At 37.0% G+C, this 23,768-nt stretch carries 26 protein-coding genes and 2 pseudogenes; 4 read left to right on the plus strand and 24 right to left on the minus strand.

Translation table 11 applies throughout. The features are described 5' to 3' along the window. From AC1TO9_RS03980 to AC1TO9_RS04005, 6 genes are all read right to left on the minus strand, one after another. Nucleotides 1-60, minus strand: a 60-nt coding sequence (locus AC1TO9_RS03980) for a helix-turn-helix domain-containing protein (RefSeq protein ID WP_482058814.1), incomplete at its 3' end; no start/stop codon positions are given. 118 nt (nt 61-178) lie between these two features. Then, the gene (locus tag AC1TO9_RS03985) at nt 179-421 is read right to left on the minus strand and encodes an ATP-binding protein (RefSeq protein ID WP_482058415.1); all 243 of its coding nucleotides are present in this window, start codon (nt 419-421) and stop codon (nt 179-181) included. 237 nt (nt 422-658) lie between these two features. Next, nucleotides 659-1,558 carry a protein kinase family protein gene (locus AC1TO9_RS03990; RefSeq protein ID WP_482058416.1) on the minus strand — a complete coding sequence of 300 codons (900 nt, stop codon included), beginning with the start codon at nt 1,556-1,558 and terminating at the stop codon, nt 659-661. Nucleotides 1,559-1,710: 152 nt separating this feature from the next. Further along, the gene (locus AC1TO9_RS03995) at nt 1,711-1,977 is read right to left on the minus strand and encodes a VOC family protein (protein ID WP_482058417.1); all 267 of its coding nucleotides are present in this window, start codon (nt 1,975-1,977) and stop codon (nt 1,711-1,713) included. Between the two features lie 243 nt (nt 1,978-2,220). Then, nucleotides 2,221-3,021: a phosphotransferase gene (locus AC1TO9_RS04000; protein ID WP_482058418.1), complete on the minus strand. Its 801-nt coding sequence runs from the start codon at nt 3,019-3,021 to the stop codon at nt 2,221-2,223. 244 nt (nt 3,022-3,265) lie between these two features. Next, nucleotides 3,266-4,159 carry a class I SAM-dependent methyltransferase gene (locus AC1TO9_RS04005; protein WP_482058419.1) on the minus strand — a complete coding sequence of 298 codons (894 nt, stop codon included), beginning with the start codon at nt 4,157-4,159 and terminating at the stop codon, nt 3,266-3,268. A 244-nt stretch (nt 4,160-4,403) separates the two neighbouring features. On the opposite strand from AC1TO9_RS04005, the gene AC1TO9_RS04010 reads away from it, so the two are divergent. Both AC1TO9_RS04010 and AC1TO9_RS04015 read left to right on the plus strand, forming a co-directional pair. Beyond that, entirely contained in the window at nt 4,404-4,673 is a 270-nt protein-coding gene (locus AC1TO9_RS04010; RefSeq protein ID WP_482058420.1) for a site-specific integrase, read from the plus strand. Further along, nucleotides 4,586-5,437 (plus strand): annotated as a pseudogene (locus AC1TO9_RS04015) (IS91 family transposase). Before AC1TO9_RS04010 ends, AC1TO9_RS04015 begins: the two are co-directional and overlap by 88 nt. A gap of 154 nt (nt 5,438-5,591) precedes the next feature. Here the strand turns inward: AC1TO9_RS04015 and AC1TO9_RS04020 are convergent. From AC1TO9_RS04020 to AC1TO9_RS04030, 3 genes are all read right to left on the minus strand, one after another. Next, on the minus strand, nt 5,592-6,527 hold the full coding sequence (locus AC1TO9_RS04020; protein WP_482058421.1) for an acetamidase/formamidase family protein: 936 nt from the start codon (nt 6,525-6,527) through the stop codon (nt 5,592-5,594). A 454-nt stretch (nt 6,528-6,981) separates the two neighbouring features. Continuing rightward, the gene (locus AC1TO9_RS04025; RefSeq protein WP_482058422.1) at nt 6,982-7,587 is read right to left on the minus strand and encodes a class I SAM-dependent methyltransferase; all 606 of its coding nucleotides are present in this window, start codon (nt 7,585-7,587) and stop codon (nt 6,982-6,984) included. Nucleotides 7,588-7,703: 116 nt separating this feature from the next. Next, nucleotides 7,704-8,072 carry a VOC family protein gene (locus AC1TO9_RS04030; RefSeq protein ID WP_482057990.1) on the minus strand — a complete coding sequence of 123 codons (369 nt, stop codon included), beginning with the start codon at nt 8,070-8,072 and terminating at the stop codon, nt 7,704-7,706. A 190-nt stretch (nt 8,073-8,262) separates the two neighbouring features. Here AC1TO9_RS04030 and AC1TO9_RS04035 point away from each other — a divergent pair. Further along, nucleotides 8,263-8,523: pseudogene (locus AC1TO9_RS04035) on the plus strand (transposase); the annotation flags it as partial. A 564-nt stretch (nt 8,524-9,087) separates the two neighbouring features. Here AC1TO9_RS04035 and AC1TO9_RS04040 read toward each other — a convergent pair. Continuing rightward, complete coding sequence (locus AC1TO9_RS04040) at nt 9,088-10,020, minus strand: helix-turn-helix transcriptional regulator (RefSeq protein ID WP_482057991.1); 933 nt, start codon at nt 10,018-10,020, stop codon at nt 9,088-9,090. Between the two features lie 119 nt (nt 10,021-10,139). Here AC1TO9_RS04040 and AC1TO9_RS04045 point away from each other — a divergent pair, with 119 nt between their 5' ends. Then, nucleotides 10,140-10,631, plus strand: a complete 492-nt coding sequence (locus AC1TO9_RS04045; protein WP_482058423.1) for a cysteine hydrolase family protein — start codon at nt 10,140-10,142, stop codon at nt 10,629-10,631. 867 nt (nt 10,632-11,498) lie between these two features. Here AC1TO9_RS04045 and AC1TO9_RS04050 read toward each other — a convergent pair. From AC1TO9_RS04050 to AC1TO9_RS04115, 14 genes are all read right to left on the minus strand, one after another. Further along, nucleotides 11,499-11,915 carry an NIPSNAP family protein gene (locus AC1TO9_RS04050; protein ID WP_482058424.1) on the minus strand — a complete coding sequence of 139 codons (417 nt, stop codon included), beginning with the start codon at nt 11,913-11,915 and terminating at the stop codon, nt 11,499-11,501. Nucleotides 11,916-12,083: 168 nt separating this feature from the next. Continuing rightward, nucleotides 12,084-12,560 carry a GNAT family N-acetyltransferase gene (locus tag AC1TO9_RS04055; RefSeq protein WP_482058425.1) on the minus strand — a complete coding sequence of 159 codons (477 nt, stop codon included), beginning with the start codon at nt 12,558-12,560 and terminating at the stop codon, nt 12,084-12,086. A gap of 153 nt (nt 12,561-12,713) precedes the next feature. Next, nucleotides 12,714-13,094: a YcxB family protein gene (locus AC1TO9_RS04060; RefSeq protein ID WP_482058426.1), complete on the minus strand. Its 381-nt coding sequence runs from the start codon at nt 13,092-13,094 to the stop codon at nt 12,714-12,716. A 711-nt stretch (nt 13,095-13,805) separates the two neighbouring features. After that, on the minus strand, nt 13,806-14,231 hold the full coding sequence (locus AC1TO9_RS04065; protein WP_482058427.1) for an ASCH domain-containing protein: 426 nt from the start codon (nt 14,229-14,231) through the stop codon (nt 13,806-13,808). A 456-nt stretch (nt 14,232-14,687) separates the two neighbouring features. Then, nucleotides 14,688-15,500 carry a class I SAM-dependent methyltransferase gene (locus AC1TO9_RS04070; protein ID WP_482058428.1) on the minus strand — a complete coding sequence of 271 codons (813 nt, stop codon included), beginning with the start codon at nt 15,498-15,500 and terminating at the stop codon, nt 14,688-14,690. Nucleotides 15,501-15,783: 283 nt separating this feature from the next. Further along, nucleotides 15,784-16,599 (minus strand): histidinol-phosphatase HisJ, encoded by an 816-nt coding sequence (gene hisJ, locus AC1TO9_RS04075; protein WP_482058429.1) that lies wholly within the window; start codon nt 16,597-16,599, stop codon nt 15,784-15,786. Between the two features lie 339 nt (nt 16,600-16,938). Next, nucleotides 16,939-17,706: a nucleotidyltransferase domain-containing protein gene (locus AC1TO9_RS04080; RefSeq protein WP_482058430.1), complete on the minus strand. Its 768-nt coding sequence runs from the start codon at nt 17,704-17,706 to the stop codon at nt 16,939-16,941. A 215-nt stretch (nt 17,707-17,921) separates the two neighbouring features. Then, the gene (locus AC1TO9_RS04085) at nt 17,922-18,518 is read right to left on the minus strand and encodes a hypothetical protein (RefSeq protein ID WP_482058431.1); all 597 of its coding nucleotides are present in this window, start codon (nt 18,516-18,518) and stop codon (nt 17,922-17,924) included. A gap of 397 nt (nt 18,519-18,915) precedes the next feature. Continuing rightward, a complete protein-coding gene (locus tag AC1TO9_RS04090; protein ID WP_482058432.1) occupies nt 18,916-19,767 on the minus strand; it encodes a phosphotransferase family protein in 852 nt (283 codons plus the stop codon). 204 nt (nt 19,768-19,971) lie between these two features. Further along, nucleotides 19,972-20,640, minus strand: a complete 669-nt coding sequence (locus AC1TO9_RS04095; protein WP_482058433.1) for a cysteine hydrolase family protein — start codon at nt 20,638-20,640, stop codon at nt 19,972-19,974. Between the two features lie 220 nt (nt 20,641-20,860). Then, a complete protein-coding gene (locus AC1TO9_RS04100; RefSeq protein WP_482058434.1) occupies nt 20,861-21,400 on the minus strand; it encodes a hypothetical protein in 540 nt (179 codons plus the stop codon). 212 nt (nt 21,401-21,612) lie between these two features. Next, the gene (locus AC1TO9_RS04105) at nt 21,613-22,539 is read right to left on the minus strand and encodes a DUF2971 domain-containing protein (protein ID WP_482058435.1); all 927 of its coding nucleotides are present in this window, start codon (nt 22,537-22,539) and stop codon (nt 21,613-21,615) included. Between the two features lie 228 nt (nt 22,540-22,767). Next, nucleotides 22,768-23,121, minus strand: coding sequence for a hypothetical protein (locus AC1TO9_RS04110; RefSeq protein ID WP_482058436.1), 354 nt, complete (start codon nt 23,119-23,121; stop codon nt 22,768-22,770). Nucleotides 23,122-23,371: 250 nt separating this feature from the next. Then, on the minus strand, nt 23,372-23,755 hold the full coding sequence (locus AC1TO9_RS04115; protein WP_482055209.1) for a hypothetical protein: 384 nt from the start codon (nt 23,753-23,755) through the stop codon (nt 23,372-23,374). Nucleotides 23,756-23,768: the final 13 nt, after the last annotated feature.

The raw sequence follows: 23,768 nt of genomic DNA on the forward strand, positions 1-23,768 counted from the left end.
GAGTTCTGCTTGTTTTCTGTTTGGATAGATACGAAATTTGTATGCTTTATGTACTAACATGAGTCATACCTCCATCATATCGAGAACGTTTGTTCTATTATATCATACAAAGGAAGTATTTGGCTATCGCCAACCGAAATTCATCTCCCACCTACTCATTGAGCTTCGCCCTTCACATTCATTGAGGTGGAAGTCTTCTTTCGGAAAATGATAAAATTGTAGTCCGACCATTCAAGCTTATTTGTTTGGCAAGATGAATCCAAACATTTTTAATTAACGTCCATTCATTTATTGGACCATATATTGCGTCCAAATCCAGTATTATGTATTCAGCACACTGTTTAAGAAGTTCGGGGATAATAGTAGTTTTTCCTGATCCGCTTGCACCTGTAATTAAGAATATTGGTTTTCTCTCAGTCATTGATATTAGACTCCAATCGGAATGATTCATGGTTTTAATTATGATTCATGTTGTTTCAGATAACGTTTCGGTATTACCGGCGTCCAAACACCTTAAGGACCGTAGGTTCGGGTCGTCAGACTTAGCTGGTTGAATGTATCGCTTGGATATACTTCGTGGGAATCCTTCTTAGCGATCAAGGACGAATGCCCGCAGTAGGAATGCTGTGTTGATGATGCAAATGACCTCTTCGAATTACTAACTAAGTTCTTTCCACTGTTTCCATGCTTTTAAGTACTCAGTTAAATCATCTGGATGGTGCTTTACACTCAGACCTATACGACAATAGAGTTGAATGGTTACTTCATCTATTAATCTTTTTCTGTCAATCAATCCTTGTTCAAGTTGATCATATGCAGTGTATAAAGTTTCCACATTAAGATCATCGGGTGATGAACAAAAAGCATATATAAAATCATAAATTAACGGCCCTACCATCGGAGAGGGATCAATAACACCAACCAATTTCGATTGATTATATACAAAATTATGGACGCCAGTATCACCATGTAATAAAAATCTATTATCTTGTTCTTTATCTTTCTCAAATAATGTATTACTGAGTGATTTTACAAATAAGTAATCTTCCTCAGCTAGATTATTTCTTATATTATCTTTTGCTTCCTCAATACTTATATCATTAAATTCTTTCCAAGAGTCACAAGGATATTCTATCCTCCCCCAGTTGTTCGAGGCTTGATATTTAATATATTTATTAAATAATCCCTGGATAAGGACGGTTAACCATTCTTTTTTCTTACCACGATCAAAGTGTGTTCTCCCATCAATATAAGAATAAATATAATATGATTTATCAGAATGAACATATAGAATTTTAGGTAGTAAACTTTCATTGTAAGTATTCAATAACTGTTCAACTAATTGAATATTGTTAGGGGAATCATATTTTAAAATATACTTTTTGTTTTTATAAGATTCCAATCTAAAAATAAGACCATCTGTCGTTCCTTTCATTCTTTCAATATCCACAATTTCATCATTAATCTTTTGAGAATAAAATAGTCTATTTATCGCTTCTATAGTAGGATTAAGCATCATTTTCTCCTTATTGGTTTTGATTTTTTTCATTGATTTCATATAACGTTTGGCATTCCTGACGTTCAAGCGGCTTAAGTGACCTCAAGGAACGGGTCGTCAGACTTAGCCGGTTGAATGTGTCGCCTGAATATGCCTCTCCGATATCCCTCTCGGTGACTAAGGAGCGCCAGCGACTTCGTAGAAATGTAATGTTAGATGATGGAACCTTGATCTACCACATGCTTAATGAATTCCACTCGATTTCCAAATGGATCTCTGAATTCAAATCTTTCATAACCTGGTATTGCTATGGATTCTAATCTTTGGATCCCAATATCATTTAATAGTTTTTCCATTTCACATAAGTCGCTTACTTCGTATGCGATATGTGCTTTGGTATTATTTCGATCAAAATCTTCCGTCCCAATATGAAGTTCTTTATCTCCAACCTGAACCCAGAATCCCCCTCTTCCTTTCAAAGACTTTGGTTTTGTTGCATTATATTGGCCTTTTTCTTTCAGCTAACGTTGTCGTATTCACGACGTCAATTCCCCTTAGATAGCTCTTATCTTAGGGGAATTGATATATCTGCCTGATTATTCATCTTCGAAAACACCTCGGGTAGATCAAGGGGCGAATGCCCCGCAGTGTGAATATCGTGTTATCGGATGTCAATGTTTGCTTCGAATCAACTATCGTACTCAATAGAGTAATATTCAATTCTATATCCAATCTTCGAAATAATCTGTTACAAATCGAATCTCGCGCTCATAGTGCACCAAGTGTCCCTCATCAACCATTTTTTGAAAGGCAGGATTTCCGTCGGCAGCACCATTACTCAACGTATCACACAGTGCAGTCAACCGTTGAATAATCCACTGTCGCAGATCATTAGAAACGGGAATTCCATACGATTCAAAAAACAAATGAATTCGCCGACGGCGCTCTACGGCATGTAAATCTGATTGGTATGCTACCGTAGATCCTGAAGAATAGTCAGGTGCGAAACTCGAAAGCGGAACCGATGTGTAAAGGGAGTACGCAATATCCCACATACGCGGACCAGGTCCTGCCATGTCAAAATCAATCAACGCTACAGGTGCCCCCTTTTGAAAGACCACATTATACAACGCAGCGTCATTATGACAGATCACTTCGTGCTTGGTATCGTCGGCGTAGCTAAGCTGCCATCTGCCCTCCGTCACGAGAGTGAACTCTTTAGTCACATCATGAAAACGGCGCAAAAGGCGTGCCAAACCCACAAGCGTCTCGTCCGACCACATGTACGGTTCAAGTTCAGGGTAATCATTTCCTGGCACTTCTCCAGAAATAAATGTCAATATTTCGCGATCAGAGTCATCGATTCCAAGAAATCTTGGTGCTCCCTCAAAGCCTTCTTTCTCCAAATGTTTGAGTAGTTCATGAACACATGGACTCCAATAACCTGTGGGGCGGCGAACAGTATTCGCCATGCGGACAATGTGATTAACATTACCACCTTTTAACACTTCTTCCTGAGTCACTAGGCTTCATCCTTTGCTTTTTATATTGCAGTTTACTGCCAGTTAGTTCAAATGTGTTTTTGCATTGATATCCCCTAGATAGCTTGAATCTTTTGTTATCGGATGCCCTGTTGAATATACCCACACATATTCTTCTCTATTATGATTTTTCTAAAACTATCTCTTAATCTAAGAGTTCTACATATCCCTGATTAGAAATATTCAAAATTTAATTTTTCACTATGAGTTTCTCTACTTTAAATAATTAACTTTTTGTACCATATGAAATCAACATACAACTTGCATCTACAACGAATGTATTCTCTTTATTGATTTTCATGTATTTGGAAATTTGAAGTTCGCACTCAAAGGCACAGATCGCCTCTTGTTCAGTAAGTCCACGATTGATTAAAGCTTGTACAATAGAATCTCTGTTCTCTTCATTTATTCCCATCACCGTATCATAGGCTGATAAAAAAGACTCCAAATTCACTTGATGTTCTACCTGGTTCCCTAAAGGATTAACAAAATTAACATAATCATTCACCCTCACACCGATATCTTTAAGTCCAATTTTTTGCATATAGTGTGGTAACTTAATCCCAACAGAAAAGTCCTTACCACTTCTTTCAAGATCTTGTCGTCTCAACTTCTGCACAACACCTAAAACATTTAGTTTATTGTAATCTAGACCGTCAAAATATAACCCAGCACTATCAATATCTCTGCTCAGTTCAATGCAAATAACCTTACCGTTTGGGATTACTGATGCTTTCATTTTATCTAAAATATTAATTTCATTTGGTATATGTTGTAGCACACATTGACAAATAGCGATATCATACTTTTCTTCAGGTACATAATGATTTAAGTCTGCTTCAATAAAAAAGGTCTGATACTCAGAATCAGAAAATATTGATTTTGCTTCCTCAATTAACTTTGATCCCTTATCAATACCTGTATATGTACTTCCCTTTGGAAGAATCGGTAATAACATAGCACCTAAAAAGCCAATTCCACACCCAAAATCCACTATATTTACTGGCTTATTTATTTCCCATACTTTTTCGACTAAAAATTCTAAGTAGTCATCATTCCACAATGATTTTCTAGACGACTTCAAATATTCGACCTTATTATTCCAATGATATTGTTCCATAGTTATCATCTCCATATATAAATTCAAAATTTTGTGTTCAACAAACTAAAATTCAAAACTATTAAATTTAAATATCTAGATTCTTTTAATAAACGAATTACAATACATTGTATTGTTAATCATTTAGCGCACATGAAACGCTTCTATTCGTTTTGTGGTAAGTCGCCTGTATCCGTTGGATAAGATGAAGTTCGTGCTTTTCTTCCCACGATACTGACCTTTCAGGAAGTATGCCACATCCTCGATGCGACTCTTAGTTCGCCAAGCCAAATGGGGTAAAGATCGTTATTCCATTCTATCCGACCATAATCTTCTGCTACTTCGTCAATACTGGAAGGCCTATCGCCCTGAGCTTTGGCTCTTTCCAGGTTTCCCGGATACGAAGCCCATTTCGGTACGAACTATTCAGTCTGTTTTTAAAGACTCATTGTATGCTTCGCTGAACCTTTTCTTGCATCCCATCCAGGCATCGAGGCAACTCATGCTATCCAAACATGTCGTACTGCAGCGTTAGGCGGTTATGTTGACCAATGTAATTCTTGCGAAGATTTGAAAGTGTCCTACAATTTCTGTCGCAATCGCAATTGTCCCCAATGTGGCAATTTAAAAAAAGAGCAATGGGTTCTTGATAGGACTTCTGAACTCCTACCTGTTCCTTATTTTCACACCGTTTTCACGGTTCCTCACACATTGAATCCCTTATTTCTAGCAAACCCCAAGCTGATGAACAGTATTCTTTTTAAAGCTGCTTCCCAAACGCTTTCCAAGCTGGCCTTGGATCCTAAGTTTCTAGGTGCGCAAATCGGAGTAACTTTGGTGTTGCATACATGGGGACAAAGTTTCTCAAGTAGAAACGGTTTCGCCGTCCCTTTTTTCAAGGACGACGCACGTTTCAGCGGAAATATAAGGATTAGAGTATCTAGTGAAACTTATACTCCCTGATATTTACTGGATCCTCTCTGCCCTACGCAGAGGAATCCTCTTTTCTCGCGCTAATAGATGCACTCTATGAACCCGATTGGGTCGTCTATTGCAAAAAACCTTTCAAGAGTTCTTTCCACGTCGTCAAATATTTAAGTCGATATACGCACAAGACGGCGATTTACAACAACAGATTGATGGCGATGGACGACCAGACCGTAACCTTCCATTTCCGAGACTACAAAGATGATGGAAAAGGAACTCATTTTCAAATTAACCGGTGTGGATATTTCGCTTTGCCCCTCCTGTGGAGGGACTTGGGGTCAAATACTGACGTTGACTCCTGGCGGTGGGTAAGCGCGATGAATAGCATACTTTTTTTCTGCGATGCCTAATGTGGGAGGGGGGAGGTATGTATTAATCCATAAATGAATACGCTGACCTTAGAATTTGGAAAATGGATTTGCGCAATTGCCGAGTACCTTCTCTGATTATACCAAATAATTATTAATCATCTTAATGCCCCATGCGGAAGTACAGCATGAACCCCTTTGACTCCATTAACTACTTGAGTAATTCTTAAATCAACTACCGCACTTCCTAATGCAATAGCCTCAACCCTATTTAAATCAAAAAGATTACCCATTAGGTTTAACATCCCGTCCATTGCTTGAACAGTTGCTTCATTCAAATCTTCATGAAATCCAAAACTAATCCACCCACTAGGAGTATTGGCAATCGGCAACTCAAGTTTCATGTCTTTATTGACTGTAAAAGTTAGTTCTACGGATTCCATTGAACATTCGATCGCTTGACAACTGATTTCCCCGTCGCCTTGTGCAGCATGACCATCTCCAACAAAAAAATATGCACCATCTACTGGAATTGGGAGATATAAAACACTTCCTTTTGTTAATTCCTTGCAGTCAATATTACCACCACAAAATCGAGGTGGCCATGTAATATGAACCCCCTTCTCTTCTGGCGGCATTGCATATATTCCCATAAAAGGCTTCAAAGCCACTGAAAATGTTCGACCATTTATTTCTGTGTTTCCGATCATGCTTCTATTGTTCAATTCCCATTGAAGATTAATTTCCTTTTCTTCGGTTAAACCCAGTTTCTGATTCTGCCAGTTCGGATATTGACCAGCAGATGTAAATCCATAAGGACCAGGGATAACTTCATTTATTCTTACTTCAAGTGTCATCCCTTTTTTTGCTTCTATTATTTGTATAGGCCCAAGTAGTGCATGACCCCAATCTGTTTCTTTTCGATTCTCAAAGGGTTTTGTTCTCTTCCCCTCATCTGAGGGAGTACCCCAACCAGCGTCTAAACATGAATATTGAACGGTATCTCCCGAATTGATTATTAATATAGGATCAAACTCGGCAGATATAGAACCGTATAAATTAGATCGGTCTGGTATTACTTTGAATACTGCCATTAATTACCCTCCTAAATATTTATTTGCATCAATTTCTTATAACTTATGTACATTCCTGGCGTTCAAGAATATGCTTTTTCATATACTGCTCGAAGCTTGTAATGACGGATACTTTTTACGTATCTTTCAAGACTTTGCTCGTCGTATTCGGGCCGGTCCCATGCATAATCGTCTTCATCTGGCTTGCCAGAAGTATGGTTCAAAAGCTGCCTTATAGTAATATGTTAGTACCGCTCAACCGATTGCAAAGTGCTACAAACAACAGGATCACCAGTCGATAAATTAGCTGTTCCATATTCACCAGCAAAGAAAATTTGGTTGTCCTTCACTATCCCGATGGCTAATGCTGGAAACTGTCCATTTTTACAAAATCGGTTCACATTACGTGCAACGGGCTCTCCGTTTTCTGATATTTGTACATTTTGTCCTCCCTAATGTGTCCTGCTTCATCGAGTTACTGTCTCGGTTTCGCCCAAATAAGATTAACCATATTAAGCCAGTAGCTTTCCGTTTTATCGATTTTGATACCTGACTCTGAGATCAGTCCAAGAATGTCCCTTGTATGGTGGCATCCATAAACACGATATAAAAGTGGGTTAAGAGTTTTTTGGATAGCAGAAGCCATAAAGTTAGAACTAATTCCATGCTCCATGAACAGGATTTTCCCGTCTGGTCTACACCACCTGTTGATTTTATCCAACACCATTAGTGGATTCTTATAACTGCAAAATGATAACGTTGAAACAATAGTATCAAACGATTGATCAGGAAAGTTCATTTCTTCAATATCAGAACACATAAAATCTGCATTAAGGCAATAGTGTCTTGCTGCCTGTTGTGCTTTCTCAATCATCGCCTCACTAAAGTCAGTTGCGGTAATTTTTACGTCCAGTGGATAGAATGGAAAATTTGCACCTGTCCCTACTGCAAGTTCAAGCACCTCGCCCTTAGCATGACTTAAAAGATTCTGACGCCAACTCTTTTGTTTCGGGTCTTCTCTTTTTCTATCATATTGGGTTGCTTGCCTATCAAAAACACTTATTAACTTCTGTTTCTCCATCAATCTCCCACCTTACGATCTAGGATATGGTTATTACGATTTATGCTGATTCCCTATAACGTTTCACATTGTAGGGGTTTAAATTTCTATCACTCGTCCTTAATGTTTCTATTCGTTCACTGTTTCTTACCTACCGCAATCCATCTTCTATCTATATCTTCAAAAACAAATTCTTTATTGTTGTAATCTGTCGTTGATAGAGGTCGTACAATCCTAACTCCTAATTCACTAAAACCTTTCTCCATTTCCTCTTGGTTATCTGTTATTAAATATGCATCATATCCATATCCATGTATTTCTCGATTAGGTACTATATATTCTTGATTTGATTTTATTACAACGATCTCTATTCGATCCCTGTACAGACAAATATGTGGTTCCAAAGAATCAAGATAACTTACTGCTCTGAAGCCAATAAGTTCATAAAATTCTGCAGTCTTATTCATATCAGAGCTTGGAAAAATTTGAAGACAGTTAGTAAACATATATATTTCACCCTTTTTATAAGAATTTGCTAAGTGTTAATTTACCAGAACCAAGTATACCCGCTATTTCCTGGGTTGCAATCATTCAAATGTCTTTCCCATATAGTATTCATCTATGTACTTTCCATCGGAAATATAAGGATTAGAGTATCTAGTGAAACTTATACTCCCTTATATTTTGAAAAAGGCGTATGCAGAGGAATCCTCTTTTCTCGAGCTAATAGATGCACTCTATGAACCGGATTGGGTCGTCTATTGCAAAAAACCTTTCAATAATTCCTTTCACGTCGTCAAATATTTAAATCGATATACACACAAAACGGCGATTTATAACAATCGGCTGATGGCGATGGAACTCATTTTCAAATTAACCGGTGTGGATATTTCGCTTTGTCCATCCTGTGGAGGAACTTGGTGTCAAATACTGACGTTGACTCCTGGCGGTGGGTAAGCGCGATGAATAGCAACCTTTTCACTACGATGCCTGATCTGGGGAGGGGGGAGGTATGTTATCATCCGTAAATGAACGGGCTGACCTTAGATATTTGAAAGTGAAGTCTCTTATATTGTGCTACATTAAGAGAAGGAAGTAAATAACAAACCCCATAGGCTAGCAAATATTCGCGGCATCGTTCAACATGGATTTGCGCAATTGCCACATCACTTTGCTGCTCATATGATCACGATTTTGAAGACCTTCATGCAGTGCTTATGAAGGTCCTTTTCTCGGGCAACTGCGCAACCAATCCAAAGTGTTATCGGAAGTTACTGTCTTCTTTGATTTCCCCCTCAAAAAATGGCTTGATTATTTCTTCCTTAGTATCAATTAATTTTGATAATATTTGTATATTCACTCCCTCTACTTTCCCTTCTAAATCAAATACCATTCTATATATGCCAATCGATTCACCAAAAAAGTAAATCCTTAACTACCCGTCCATTGATAGGCTTGATAGTTAGAACGGAATAAAAAGGGCAAGGCAACTCGTTTGTCTTTTTCGTCTTACTCCATGTATTAACTTTCGTATATGGTAGCTATATCATGTATTCTACGCTTCATTTCTGTGCGGATATGTAACGGCTCTAAACACTCGCATTTATCCCCAAAACTGAAAAGAATATTGTAGTAGTATTCGTTCTCTATGAAAGGAAAACTAACAATGCAATGCTCATCACCATCTGGCGAAAAGTGTTCATAAGTGCAATAATCAAGTACCCTGTCCATGACAGATTTATGAATACGAATTTTGATTCTTGTTTGCATAGTTGCCAAAATATCAGTAAAATCTAACTGCGGTTTTTGATAATCTCGTGGCGTAAAAAATTCCTCTTGTATTTGTAGGTTTGATGTGCGGGATAGTTTAAATAAGCGAAAATCATTTCTTTTATGGCAATACCCTTGCCAATACCAATGACTACTTTTCAATACAAGCTGATATGCCTCGGCTGTTCGTGCGGTTTTATTTCCGTAGCGGTCTGCATATTCAAACGAAAGTAGCTTGCTTTCCTGTAAAGCTGTTTTGATAATTTCTAAATATGGTTGTATGTTCTTGTTACTCATCCACGGACTTAAATCTATATATATTTGATTTGCTTTTAATTCAATGTCTTTCGCTCTGTCGGCGGGGATAAAACTCTTGACTTTCGCAAGGGCGTTTACCAGTTCATCACCTCGTATCATGTTGGAAAGACTGGATAGCCCCATCAAGATAGCGGAAAGGTCGGCAGTCGAAAAAACCTTTCTATCAATCTTGTATTTCTGCATGATTTCAAAGCCGCCGCCCACTCCCGATGTTGAGCGAACAGGAATACCCGCCATGTTGATAGTGTCTATGTCGCGGTAGATTGTGCGGGGTGAAACTTCAAACATATCTGCTAACTCCTGTGCGCCTATACGCTTTTTATCAAGGAGTATCATAATAATGCTAATAAGCCTGTCAACTTTCATCTGGATAGCCGCCTTCCACAATTTCTTGTTATCATTAGATTGTTGCCATACTGTTGTCAACAATTACAAGGTATAATTAAAAAGTAAACAAATCAATCTACCTATCAGGAGGAAACACTATGCAGAAAAAAGCCTTAGTAATAATCGATATTCAAAATGACATAACAAAGAATTACAAGGATGTTATTGGCAATATCAATAAAGCTATTGATTGGGCAGTCAATAATAATATTCATGTTATTTATATAAGGCATGAAAATTTATCAGCCGGCACGAGGACTCTTAAACCCAGTACATATGGGTCTGAATTAGCTTCAGACTTGAAAATAGTATCAAAAAATGTTTTTACAAAATACAAAGGAAACGCATTAAGCTGTGAAGAATTTACAGACTTTATTAGTAAAAATGAAATATGTGATTTCTACATAGCAGGAGCAGATGCTGTTGCTTGTGTTAAATCAACCTGTTACAACTTACGCAAAGCAAATTATGGCGTTAATGTCCTATCAGATTGCGTTACTAGTTATGATAAAAGGAAAATTGACGAAATGCTACGTTATTATGAAAGTAAAGGTAGTAAAATTATTTGTTTGAATGACCTATTAATTTAAGATCTATCCATATTAACCGCATAGCGCGGCGGGCGTATTAAGTGCGCCCTTTTTTAGGACACGGCGGCATCCGAGGAGATATCACTATGTCCATTATTTGTTATGTATCACCGCCGTTAGATAAACTATTTAAAAAGTCTGCATTTTATAGCGGTATATCCTGCCCCCAATGCATCTACACGTACTATACCATAGGAAATATATTCTCTATGCCCGACTGGATTTTTTCAGTCGGGCATTTTTGCGTTCTTTTCAAACTTTTTTTCAAAAATGCACTTCAATCTTTGGCAGTTTTCAAATTCTGTTTGTTGAGGGTTTGTGAAAGGGGAAATCACCCGTTTTCGCGGTTGCGAAAGGAGGTGAATAGCATGAATGAACCTATCAACGCCCACAAGGACACGAAGCGTCAGCAGATACGCGAAGTGACTTTTTCTGACCTGTCCCCGCAAGAGGAAAATCAGATATGTGTTAATTGAATTGAATATATCTCTACTCGTATTGATCTTGGGTCAAGCTTCCCTCTAAATGTGTCGTAAAATTCCGATTTGTCTTCTTTCTTCCAATTATCTAGATAATTCCAAAATCCTAAAATCGTCCTTTCCTGGATGGTATATTTATCGGACCATTCTAATAATTGTTTTGTGTTCATTTCTTATTCCTTTCTATCAGTACAGTAATTTCCGATAACGTTTGGGTATCTACGAACCCGAGAGGCTTAAGGGAGCGAATGCGACCGGGTCCATCGGACTTAGCCTCGCAGGGTTTCACATCCTAGCTTACCTCTTCTAGCGAACCAAGGGCAAAGCCCGCAGCATAGATACGATGTTATCGGATGTTACCGAATTCGTAGAATAATCAAATAATAAATTAATCCAATATTGTTTTTTCTCTTGGTACTGTGCTTTTTACAAACTCCTGTTTAATGTCTTCCTTAAGTACCTGTTTCAATCGATCTCTACCAATTCGATCAAAACGATTTTGCACCTTTATTACATGTTCTTTATCTGATTTTATTTGACTTTCTATCATTTGATAATCTTCATAACTGTCATATTCCCACATAGCAAATATCTCAGTATTATTCTCATCCTTCTCGATCATCCATCGCCCAATTAATCTAGCGCCATACTTCAACTGAGACGGTAATAATATCTCATTAAATAATTGATTAAACTCTTCAGTGAACGATGGTTCAACTAAATATGTTTTTCTTCTATAGATCATTTTTTGTTTGTCCTTTCTTTTAATTATTTTTCTCGGTAATTTCTGATAACGTTCGCGCATTCCTGACGTTCAAGCGGCTTAAGGACCGTAGGTCCGGGTGGCTCTGCCACTTAGCCGGTTGGATGTGTCACCTGAATTAACTTCATCGAAATTCCCCTCTGGTGACCAAGGGAGCGTAGTGACCGCTGTGGTAATGCAATGTTATCGGATGTAACATGACCCCTTGAATCAACTAACAAAATCTTGTATTCTTCTACCATTCTCTATCCGCTCTTTAAATTGCCCTTTTGTATATTCATCAATGGCTTTGTTCCAAAATATCTGGGCCGATTTGTTTCCTTCGATCTGATAGACTTCCCATTGTCCTTTATGTAAATTAAAAATACGAGCAGCTACAGCTTTCCCAATTCCTTCTCGTCTATATTTCTTTAATATAAAAAATTCAGCAATTGAATAGTAATCACGTTCAACTGTTTCAATTAACCTTACCAATACAAATCCTACATACTTATCATCTTGTTTAATTATATACGCAAATCTATGATTCTCTTCTTTCCAGTAATCTTCTAATGGATACGCTCCATATAGTCCGTCTTCTTCTACATCGCATTTTATAAATTCGGAAAAATCATAAATATAAAACTGCATTAAATTAGCTAACACTTCCTTGTGTTCTTTGTTTGCTTGTATTATATCAAATTTCATTTGAAGTTCTCCGCCCTAATTTATATATTATACTCATGTTATTTCCGATAACGTATGCGCATTACCGACGTCCAAACGGTATAAGGACCGTAGCGACTGCTGTGATAATGCAATGTTATATGTCGTTGGGGCCTTCTTCGAATAGCTGACACATCATTTATTTGTCTTAAGACATGTTTTAATTTGATCAAAAAAACGATTCATATCGACTTGTGTTGTAAATGTTCTCTTAGGTATGATATGTGCCATGATCTTATCTATAAAAATATAGAAATAATCTTTATCTTCTTCAATGCTATTAATCCCTTCCCATTTCGTACTTCCTTCTGTTACTGAATTTCTCCATTTTAATTCCTCATTTGTTATCTCTATTTCATGTACTCCTAATATTCCTTTGTTGTCTTCCAATAATTTCTTAATTCTTTGTTTAATGCGTTTATATGCAAAATAATTAATGAATACTCCACCAATAATTCCCACACTTACACTGTACCAAAAAGGTAGTTTCATCCCAAGGAAAATTAGTACCATCATAATAGGCAATCCTACAATAAACGAATAAACGGTTACTTTATACCGTTGAAGTAACACAAATTTGTTAAAGTTCCAATAGTCTTCTCGGTTTATCTCTATTTTTAACATCTCTTTTGTTATTCCTTTTGTTTTTAGATTTATTTCTAATTCTATGAGAAAACCTAAAATATGTAAATGTCGAATGAAAACACCTATTTGTCATTGTAAATGCCCAAATACTGAACTTGCGTTCGCCTTCCTAGTTCGTTTACTCTATATATAAGGGACTCGATACAAAAATGAATTTTCTCCCCCTGTCCCTTATTTATAGAGTTCTTGCTTTTTTCTTTTCATTTTTGTATTTTTATTTTCTCTTTTTTATGATTCTATATCATCTAACAAAATGGCGGCTGCCTTTGGCATGCCGGCCAAGAAATTTTGTGAATCTCCGATTTGCGAAGTTTCTTGGGTTCTGGATTCCGAGCCTTTATGTTGTATAACGTTGCGTATTAGTGACGTCGATTCCCCTTAGATAGCTCTTATCTTAGGGGAATTGATGTGTCTACCTGATTCACTTCCTCGAAGATACTTTTGGTAGATCAAGGGCCGGATGGCCCCCAGCAATAATATTTTGTTATATGATGAATCGCTCGCTTCTTCGAATTAAGACAGGACATCGACCATATTCAAATAAACAAACTCTTGTCGTTTTTTTAGGTTTCATTCAAGGGTTTATATTACTTCAATTAGTTTAAAATGCTCTACCACGATTACAGTATCCTCTGTTAATGCCATTCCCGCATTTAAAAAATCATATTTCCAACTTTTATTATGATCATCAATGAATTCTTCAAGTGAGGTATAATTCTCTCCCTTAGCAACCCTAATATCAATCATTCCATAAGGGACTTCATAGTTTTCAGTTATCTGTATTGTACATCTATGAATTCCATGATTATTAAATACAGCTACATAGTCACCAACTTCAGTCGACTCTTCTTCTGGATTGTTATAGTACCATATTATTGGTGTGCAAGTAGCTGTTTTCAAACCTGCCATAACCTCATTTAATAAAGTTTCATCATCAATATCACTACTCCAAAACGTTAAACTTTTCATGGTTAATCCCCTTTTAATATTTTTTGCTTCAAGCCACATGGATGTGGCGATCAACTACTTCAAATTAACCGGTGTGGATATTTCGCTTTGCCCCTCCTGTGGAGGAACTTGGTGTCAAATACTGACGTTGACTCCTGGCGGTGGGTAAGCGCGATGAATAGCATACTTTTCACTACGATGCCTGATCTGGGGAGGAGGGAGGTATGTTTTCATCCGTGAATGAACGGGCTGACCTTAGAAGTTTGAAAGTGAAGTCTCTTATATTGTGCTACATTAAGAGAAGGAAGTAAATAACAAAACCCATAGGCTAGCAAATATTCGCGGCATCGTTCAACATGGATTTGCGCAATTGCCACATCACTTTGCTGCTCATATGATCACGATTTTGAATCCCTTCATGCAGTGCTTATGAAGGTCCTTTTCTCGGGCAACTGCGCAACCAATCCAAAGTATTATATGATGGGGATGTCTTCAAGAATTACTTTTACAAATTTATCAAGATTTCGTAGCAATCACGATATGATGATAGTTAATGACTTTTAACCCCTTATCTGTAGAATATTTATTAAATATTATTTCTACATCTTTTAGACATTGCTTCCACACAAAGTTTTTTACTGATTCTTTCTGTCCATAACATTTTTTAATTAATATATCTTCTGCAGTTTCTAAGTATTCAATTTCTTCTATTACTTCTATCTTAAAGTCAGTTATTCCAATACTTTTCTTAAATTGATGTTTTGCTTCTATTTGCTCAAGATTATATGGATCCTCGTTCAAAGGATTAAATAAGCCAGGAAAATAACTTCTTAAACCTCCATCCGTTCCACTATGATATAATCCAATAATGATCCCTCCTGGCTTTAGGATACGAGATGCTTCATGATATAGCCATGGACCTTTTTTAGTGTAAATTAAATCAAAATAATTATCTTCAAATGGTAATTTTTCATCAGCGTTAATTACTAAAAATCTAATGTTAGTAGTTATATCCTTTTCAAAGGATTTAGCTTTTTTAATAAAGTTATCCCTATTATCAATACCAATTGCTTCTTTTACTTTTTCAGCCCACTGTATTGTGAATTCTCCATGTCCACAACCAACGTCTAATATTTTGGATTTTTCAGAAACAAATGTACTTATCTTTTTAGCGAGAACTCTCTCTGCGGTTGGTTCTTTAAATATAGACTTCCATGGATATCTATATTCTCCTAAGGAGTCATTTAATAATGAATACCATTCAGAACTATGTGGAGTAACCCAATCAGGGTGTGTTGATGGATCGGGGAAAATAATTTTTTCAGCCATAATACACCTCTCAATATAGTTATTACGTCCCTTTCATATAACGTTGCGTATTTCTGAAGTCAAAACGGCTTAAGGACCAAAGGTCCGGGTGGCTTTGCCACTTAGCCGGTTGGATGTGTCGCCTGATTCCACTTCTTCGAAAATCCCTCTTGGCGACCAAGGAGCGGTAGCGACGATGCTGAAAAACATTGTTATATGATGCCGACGCTTCTTAGAATAATCCCTCAATGCTCTACTCTAATCTATCAATTAACTTGCATATAAAAAAGTTTGCAATAAAATATTAAATATGTTTCGCAAACCAATCCCAGCCTGTACCTACGTGCTCAGGTTTATGAGCATCTGAGCCATAGACACATTCAATTCCTTGTTTCATACATTCAGCTAAAAACCATTCAGGAACATAGGGCTTTCCACATGATTTGACTCGAAGCCCTGCTGTGTTCACATCAATTCCTACATTTGATTTAATCAAAAGTGGAATAATTCTTTCAAGGCGATTTTTAACCTGTTTCTCATCAATTGGAGGCAATTGATGAGAAAATTTCTCTATTAAATTAATATGTCCAATTCGTTTTCTAATAGGAAGTTGAGCTACCCAAGTAATGGCTGCTTCCATGTGATCATAGTATTCGTTCACAACATTCTCCATTGAACCGTAAAAAGCCAAGATATCTTCTCTAAAATTTTCTACTGTATGATCTACACAATGAATACCTCCAACACCTGGTAAATAGTGTACTGAATAAATAACATCCTCCAAGTCTCCATACCAGTCATTTACGATACGCTCAGTAAATGACAAGTGAGCGGGCAAATAATCCAGTTCGAGACCAACAGTAATATCCAACTTGTTTGCATATAATAACTTCATCTTCTTCGCATACTGGATATATAATGGTAATTCTTCAATTGGCATAGCTAGTCTCTTAAATAAATCAGTGTCTTCAATCAATCCTATAGGCAATGGTGAATGCTCGCTAAGTGTATATCTTTCAAATCCCAAATCTATCGCCCGATCTATATACATTTCTTGTCGTTCACTACTCCCATGGTAACAATATTGGGTATGAGTATGTCCGTCCCATTTCAATTGCACTTCCACTCCCCTGCAAATATATTCATGATTCTTGATATCTCTCCAATTTGTATTCGGCGGTTTCATATAACGTTCGGCATTCCTGACGTTCAAGCGGCTTAAGGACCGTAGGTCCGGGTGGCTCTGCCACTTAGTCGGTTGGATGTGTCGCCTGCATCCACTTCCTTGAGATCCATCTTGGCGACTTAGGAGCGTCAGCGACGACACAGGAATGCTATGTTAGACGATGCTTATAGTTGTGAGGCTTGCCGAACACCTAATGCAGTGACGTCTCGACGGGCTTAGGGGGCTGGATGTGGTCACTCGCTTCTCAGAGTGACCCGGAGCGTCAATATGGTGTTAGCCTAAGGAAGTTCTGGAAGCAGCCATTGTATTTAAGGCGTTCTCAAAAAAGCTATATACTTCATCTGCAATTCCCAGAAACTCTTCAACAAGTACATTACTATCCAAGTAACAAGCATACAGATAATCAACTAAAGCGGAGTCAATCTCGCATTGGTTTAATATGGAATTTTTCATCTTAATAATGTCATCTTGCCATACACCTGTATCTTCTAAAACCAAAGAGTATAATGCACGAATTAATCTCTTAGAATAACCTTTAATATATCTAGTTTTCATTGTGTTATCACTAGCATTAGAAAGTAAACTATGTATACGATCTACTTCCTGCTTGGTCTCTGTATTTAAGTCTAAAATGAACTCTGGAGAAATAATTATCGGTGGTACTTTTTCACCAACGTCATGACCATATATGCAAACACAAATTATCTTAACCCAAAAACCCCACTCATTCGGTTTACTTAATACATCGTCAATCGAGCAAATTATCGTATCAATCTTAGTTACTACTGGATATTCTTCCAAAAGCCTGTCTTTAATATTTGACAATCTTTCGTAATCAATATCTTTGGGATTTACACATACAATAGTAAAGTCTGCATCTGACTTAAAAGGTTTAGCAGTTCCTTTTGGAATCGAGCCACACATATAAATGCTATGAATCTTACCTTTAAATTCGGTAAGTATATTATCTATATACTTATCAACAAAATCCTTATATTCACTTTGTATTACAATTCTATTTATAACTTTTTCTAATATCATATAGACTCCTCCTAAACATGTAAGAACTTCTTTCGGCTAACGTGCTTGTATTCACGACGTCCATCCCCCTTAGATAGCTCTTATCTTAGGGAGATGGATGTGTCCGGTTGAATTCACCCTCGTCTCTTCCACATCGGTCCGGACCGAGGGGCGAATGCCCCGAAGTGTGAATATGGTATTAGCTGGAGTTATTGGCTTCCTGAACTACTTAAACATCACTTGGCAATCGCATTAAAATTATATGCTTGTAGATTTTGCTTTAAATCAACTATTACTACATAATCTAAACCTGTTACATCCACTGCGATATTTTTAGGGTAAATTTCATCTACTGGCACAGTTGTTGATAGGATCGGATTGCCAATCGGCTCTCCGTCTTTCGTGGATTCACTTATAATGCTTGTACCTTCTGAACCACTGCCCGTTACAATCGCCTTATTATATACAGAGTATTTCAGTTTAGAAAGTTCCTTATTTAAATGAATAACAATGCTGTTTGCTGTATCATCCTGTTGATTATAGATTTCATAGCTATGACCATCCGCGTCCATAAAACTATCTGCGACCGTAACTACTGAATGTGCTAATTTCGCTTTAGCGATATCTACTATATCTCCAGAATTGTATTCACTGATCAAACGATTCCCGTTTGCAGAAGTTGCTGTTGATCTCGAGATTTCGTTACCTACTGGTGTTGCTGAAATTACCGAATCCTTGTCCTCAGAAAACTTTACAATAAACGTACCGCCAATAATTCCGATCGCAAGAATAATAATAGAAATTATAGCGACAGTACCTTTATCTACTTTCATTGAATCACTTCCCTCTATACAATGTTATAGTCGAATCTTCCAATCCCCTCCGGCAGCAGAAGTTGTTAAAATCGTTCCTAATGGATCTCGATTTCTTGAAATATACAGTCTTTGAAGGTTTCTGCTAGATTTAAGTATTTTCCTTTAAAGTATAATTAGTCGCCAAATTCATATAGTGACTTGTTATCTCATTTTATTTCCAATAATTTCAGCTAACGTTTGGCATTCCTGACGTTCAAGCAGCTTAAGGAGCATAGGTCCGGGTCGTCAGACTTAGCCGGTTGAATGTGTCGCCTGAATTAACTTCACCGAAATTCAACTTGGCGACCGAGGAGCGAAGGCGACGATGTAGGAGTGTTTTGTTAGCTGATGTCGCCTCATTCTGAGATACTTAAGCTTATTGTTTTTCATTCAGGTTTCTTCTTATTTCTTGAACTAATAGGTTCTTTTCACTATCTGAAATTGCATCAGCTGATAATTTTCGCGCTGCAACAGGTGTGATCCACGGAAGAACTTCATCATAGGTAATACCAGTTAATTTAGTATATTCATCCATAAAAATATTGATTATAGGCTCTCTTATTAAATCAAAGAATTCCGAAATACTATTTGGGAGATACGATGGTAATATCGCATATCTTATCATAATAATATATTCAGCTAAGTCTGCTTCAGGATTCCCTATTGAAGCATCCATCCAATCAATAACTACAGCCTTGCCATCGTTTTTTATTAGTATATTCCCTGGATTTGGATCCCCATGACATAATAATTGTTTGGAAGGTAAGGTATCTAGGATGGAGATAACTGCCTCTTTCTCCGCTAAAGATAAATATCCAACATTACGTATTGAGTGCTCTATATTATTTCTTTGACATGATGGTAAACTGACATCAGATTTATTATGTATTTCATTTAGTATTCGAGCAGTTATACGGATGTCCACTCCATCAGTATCTATTGTGCTTGTATTGGGAGTTAGTGCTTGTTTAAAAAATCGCTCCATTATTGTTTCTCCATAAATCCTTTCAAATACAATACCAGGTCGACCATCAATCTCCAACAACTCATATGGTCGAGCTACAGGAAGCCTATTATCCCATGCAATTAGATTATTATGAAATTCTCTTCGCATAGCTTCAAAGTCTGTATTAGCCTTTGCTAATTTGATTATTTTACCGCTGTCCTCCCACTCAAAAACTTCGGAGCAACCACCTTCACCAATCTTGTTTCCAAGTAATATACTCATACTTGATACCTCCCTTTCTTTTGGCGATTTCATCTAACGTTTCCGTGTTCACGACGTCCATTCACCTTAAATTGCTAGAGCGAACGACTAGTTCGATCGGCTGGCCGCGATGCGGTTAGGTGAATGGATGTGTCCTGGCATAAGCTTCCTCGAATTTTCCTCCGGGACCGAGGCGGCTTGTCCGCCGATGCGTGAATACATTGTTTATATGCTGTTGGGGCCATCCTCGAATATACTATCTATTTCATTTATCAATTCATTTGTTTTATATACACTTACTCCGATATTAGTGATTTCTTTAATTCCTCTATCATATACGCCAGATACTGCATCCTCGACCATAATGATTCTATAATCGCGTTCACTCGCTTCATAAATACTGGTGCGAGGGCAATTTGGAAAGTTACATCCAGTGAAAATCAAAGTGTCGATTCCCTGTCCCCTTAAAAATTCATCCAATATTGTCTGATAGAATGCCCCCCAGCGAGGCTTATACACAGCCCATTCATTGGATCCAATTGATTGGATATTCCCTTCCAATAAATGATCATATAGAAGTTCTTGAGAGTCTTTTGGTTTTATTAAATCTACAAGATCTGGGCCATCCGAATCTGGAGTTACAATTCTTTTTCCTGATTCGATTAATTCTCTCCTACAGATATCCACATTAGAACCGTCAGACTTGTATAGTCGAATGACATGAAGTATGGGTAGCCGATTCTTTCTACATGCTTCTAACACCTTGACCAAGTTAGGAAGAACTTCATATGTTCCATAAATTTCAGCGGTAGCGCCCGGCAAACTAAAATCGTTCTGAACATCGATCGTTAAGACGGCTGCATTCCGAAGGTTTGGAACTACATAATTCCCCATCTTCGATTTCCCCCTCATTAATAAGTTGCCCAATTGCATATAACGTCTGTGTGTTCCCGACATCCATCCCCCTTAGATAGCTCTTATCTTAGGGGGATGGATGTGTCTGCCTGACATTGCTTCTTCGAAATGCTTCTGGCAGGCCAAGGGGCTTTTGCCCCGAAGCGGGAACATGGTGTTATGTGTAGTTGGGCCTTCTTTGAAATATCTAGAATAGTTATTAATATAACTTCGGAGGACAACCCTTATTTTGAACCACAGCGCGTACATGTCCTTCCCATTTCCCTATAACTTGTATCCATTCTTGTGTATCAAAATAACTTGATTGGTTATCAAGGTTAAATTCTAGCATATACAAGCCTGTTACACCATGTTCAAGTATGCCATCAGCAATTACTCCACTTTCTCTAAAAATTAGAATTGGTAATCCAATTTGAAATGCCATTGCAGGTTCTATTTGAGAATAAGGACTTGTTATCCATTTATTTGAAATGTCATAAGCATCTTGCCCTAAATCACTATTGGGTTTTCCTGTCCCTTTCTCAATTAATGCCCTTCTAAATGCAATAGTTATAAGACCATTAGATTCTAACATTAATCTTCGAATTGCTGTAAGCGGAGCATCCATGTCGTAATCAGTTACCCTTAAAGTTCTTGGTAAAAATCCTCTATCTCTCAAATATTTACTTAATTGCTCTACAAATTCTTCTTGTCTTTTTAAATATGGTTTCGGATAGCTAAGAAAAACAGAAATACTCATCTTGAACCCCTCCAAAATAATAATTCGCCCCAATTTCACATAACGTTTAGGTATTCACGACGTCTATTCACCTTAGATAGCTCTTATCTTAGGGGAATGGATGTATCTGTCTGAATCTTCTTCCTCGAATATACTTCTGACAGATCAAGGGCCGAAAGGCCCGCAGCGCGAATATTGTGTTATGTGAAGTTCGACCTACATTGAAATACTTACTAAAATCTTAATGGTATTGACGACTTGAAAATTTGATGCTTCAAATGCTTATAACCTCTATGCTCTAAAAAGTGCTTTAATCCATACAACACTGTATCCATGTTATTCTTTGGCCCGATAGTTATATTAGCAAGCGGTAATTCATTATTGAATGGAATTTTGATAAAAGGGACAAGCACTCCATTGTTAGTTTTATAGTGTACAGTCTTCTCCAATAACTCTTTACTATAAATTACAAATGCAATTCGATATTCTTGTTCTTGTGAAAATCCAGGTTTCTTAAAAAACATTGAATACGTTTCTATTGCAATTTGACAGAGTACAATTGCTTCATGAATGCTTTCAATTGTAATATTGCCACTAGATCTAAACAAATCGTATATTCTCATTAACTCTTCAAACAGTATCTGAGTTTGTTCAGTTTCATCATAATTTGTTTTGCCCACGAGATAATGATCAAAAGGTTTATCATCAGAGTTGCTTAATCTAGCAAGCGACTCTTTTAATTGTTCAATATTAAAACCTATATTGTAACCATCAGTGCTAGTGTAATTTGACCAAAGAGCTAGTGAATCATGATTCTCCGACAGAGAAATAATAAAGATTGCATTATTATCCTCACCAGCTAGCTTCTTGTTATAATAGTCCTCAATATTGTTTTTAATTAAATCAAAAAATCCAACGATATCACTATTGTATTTATCCTTCACAAAATTATAAACTCTTGAGAAAATATCTTTAATGTATTCAGTCTCTGTATAATCATTTAAAAAATTACTTTTTGATGCCCATAATTGTTTAGTTTCAAGAATACTATGAAAGGCATTCGCATTAGTATAATGAAAAATATTAGTATATTCCGATGCTTTAATTTTCCAATTATAATCAAATATTTCAACTAGTTTTTTCGGTGCTTCTTCCTCCATGAAATATCCCCCAGTGTTTGTATTGTCGAATTTCACATAACGTTGCGTGTTTCTGACGTCCAACCGGCTTAAGGACCGTAGGTCCGGGTGGCTCTGCCACTTAGTCGGTTGGATGTGTTGCCTGATTCCACTTCTCAGAAAATACCACTTGGCGACCAAGGAGCGCTAGCGACGATGCTGAAAAACATTGTTATATGAAGGATGTGTCTTCTTCGATATGCTAAATAATCACTCAATTATCTTTCGTGATCCTAAATCTCTGGCAACTGCAAATCTAATTTGATTTATCTTACTGAGTCCCTTTAAATATTCTTTAATCTGAAAAGTGTCAATCACCGGATCTATATTTAAGTCATGGTCTAATTCCACTCTTGAGATGATTTCATTATTGATAAGAAGAATATATGTATCTTCACCTTGATCAGGAATATGCTCTAAGAAATATGCTGATTCAATTATTTTATATTTTTGTGTTAAAGTATCTAGTAATCTTGTCTCTTTTTTATTCTTGAATAAAGCTATTGAGCCCGCTAACAGTCTTTCTCTAAACTCAAGTTCTGTAATACTCCCCCTCAATCTCATAGCAATCTCCTTAATTTTTAATTGGTTTTTGTAGAACTATTAACTATTTGAACCACACATCTTTCATATAACGATCGCGCATTACCGACGTCCAATCGGCTTAAGGACCGTAGGTCCGGGTGGCTCTGCCACTTAGCTGGTTGGATGTGTCACCTGAATTAACTTCCACGAATCTACCTTTTCGTGACCTAGGGAGCTTAGCGACCGCTGTGGTAATGTTATGTGATGTACTCGAGCTCGTAGCATCTACTTACAATATCTCATTAACATTTATTTCAATGATTTTATAGTCACTCAAATCTAAAAAAGCCCCTAAATCAAAAAGAAAATACTTTATTTCATCATATCTTTTACTTTTTCGAATGGTAAGAAATTTCAAAAATATACGATCTCCAACAATCATTGGATCTTCCATTTTAAATGCTTTAATTCTTCTGTCTTCTCCCCAAGTCCACCCCTTACTAAACCCAGGTATCAAGTTACTATCAGATTCATCTATTTCTTTATTTACAATTACTTCAACACTAAAAACAGTCCCCTTCTTATGTATAAAATTAGGGGCCTGATAGTAATTTAATATTCCAGTCCATTCAAATTGATCATTAGTATAGTAATCGAAATTATCAGTTGTCATACTATTACTCCTA

It is taken from the genome of Paenibacillus sp. Y916, assembly GCF_056786435.1.